At 36.1% G+C, this 2,009-nt stretch carries 2 protein-coding genes; one reads left to right on the forward strand and one right to left on the reverse strand.

Features of this window, described 5'->3' with window-relative positions:
• Positions 1–459 precede the first annotated feature (459 nt).
• Positions 460–1,443: a pyruvate dehydrogenase complex E1 component subunit beta gene (locus EGI24_RS14165; RefSeq protein ID WP_255048067.1), complete on the forward strand. Its 984-nt coding sequence runs from the start codon at positions 460–462 to the stop codon at positions 1,441–1,443.
• Positions 1,444–1,489: 46 nt separating this feature from the next.
• On the opposite strand, the gene EGI24_RS14170 is transcribed toward EGI24_RS14165, so the two are convergent.
• Positions 1,490–2,008, reverse strand: coding sequence for an inorganic pyrophosphatase (locus EGI24_RS14170; protein WP_255049113.1), 519 nt, complete (start codon positions 2,006–2,008; stop codon positions 1,490–1,492).
• Position 2,009 lies beyond the last annotated feature (1 nt).

Here is a 2,009-nt window from a genome sequence, read left to right on the forward strand (position 1 = left end):
GTATTCGACCCCGAAGGAGTCATATGTTTATATAAATCCAACAAATTAGTCAGTATTCGACCCCGAAGGGGTCACATGTTTATAGAAATCCATCACAATAGTCAGTATTCGACCCTGTAGGGGTCGTACATTCACATCAAAATTCTCTTTTTATAAAAATCAAATTCCTTCGGAATTAAAAAGAACAAAACAAAAACCTTGAAAGGGTCACATCAGTCTGCATATACTCACTCGCATAAAAATTGCAATCCTTACAATTATAATGGATTTACAAATTCATCATTTCTATTATGGAAACATCAAATTGTTTATTTTAACCACCAAAATCTTACACCGAACAAAAATAAATAAATGAAATCACGCAATTCTACAAATAGATTTCGGAAATTGACAATAGCTTACTATTTTTGTCAAGCAATTGGGGTCTTTGCCCAAAATTAAATTATTTATAAGCCAAAAATGAGAGAAATTCAATTTAGAGATGCTGTAAAGGAAGCGATGTCAGAAGAAATGCGTCGTGATGAAACAATATTCTTAATGGGTGAAGAAGTAGCTGAATACAATGGAGCCTACAAAGCCAGTCAAGGAATGTTGGATGAATTTGGACCCAAAAGAGTTATCGACACGCCAATTGCTGAACTAGGTTTTGCTGGTATAGGTGTTGGTGCTGCTATCAATGGTTGTCGTCCGATTATTGAATTCATGACTTTCAACTTTTCACTTGTTGCTATAGATCAGATTATCAACAGTGCAGCCAAAATAATGGCCATGTCTGCTGGTCAATATTCTTGCCCAATCGTGTTTAGGGGTCCAACTGGTAATGCTGGACAATTAGGAGCTCAACACTCTCAAAACTTCGAAAATTGGTTTGCCAATACGCCAGGTCTTAAAGTTGTGGTACCATCTAGCCCATATGAATGTAAAGGACTTTTGAAAGCATCTATTCGTGACAATGACCCCGTTATTTTCATGGAGTCTGAACAAATGTATGGTGACAAAGGAATGATTCCAGATGGCGAATATATATTGCCAATTGGGAAAGCCAACATAATTCAGGAAGGAAAAGATGTTACGATTGTATCGTTTGGAAAAATGATTCCTAGAGTGGTTTTACCAGCAATCGAGCAACTTGCCAAAGATGGAATCAGTGTTGAATTGATAGACCTTAGAACAGTAAGACCTATTGATTATCAAACAGTTGTAGATTCTGTAAAGAAAACCAACAGATGTGTAGTTGTAGAAGAAGCTTGGCCATTGGCTGCTATTTCATCAGAAATAACTTATCATTTGCAGCGATATGCTTTTGACCATTTGGATGCTCCGGTTATCAGAGTTAACAACATGGATATTCCTTTACACTACGCTCCTACGCTAATTGAGGCTACTTTGCCAAACGTGGCTAGGACGATTGACGCTGTAAAAAAGGTTTTATACAAAAAATAATATTTACGATAAATACTATAAAAAAAGGAGCATTCGCTCCTTTTTTTTATTTTAGTGGATTAAAAATCAAATCCCTGTAATCTTCCATTGATTTTTTAATGACTTCTCCAGCTCCTTGTTTACCATATTCATATGCTATTTCGCAATGTTGAGGTTCTCCTGGCAGATTTTTGTAGGTTAGAAAATAATGCTTTAGCTTTTCAATAACACCACCAGGCAATTCAGAAATATCGTTAAAGTTGCCGTAAATCTGGTCGCCTGTTAATACTGCTATTATCTTATCGTCGGCCTCACCTTTGTCAATAAAACAAAATCCGCCAATTGGCTTAGCTTGTAATAATATATCGCCATGAGGTATATGATGCGACGATAACACACAAATATCTAAAGGATCCCCATCACCCACTTTAATGCTTGTTGCACCCTTTTCTCTTGCAAACTCTGCCACTTTATCACCACAATAGGTCTGCGGAATAAATCCATACAAAGCTGGAACGATATTAGAATATTTTTGTGGTCTATCTATTTTTAAGAATCCTGATTCTTTATCAATTTCGTATTTAATG

Source organism: Lacihabitans sp. CS3-21, from assembly GCF_024343675.1.
Taxonomy (GTDB): domain Bacteria; phylum Bacteroidota; class Bacteroidia; order Cytophagales; family Spirosomataceae; genus Leadbetterella.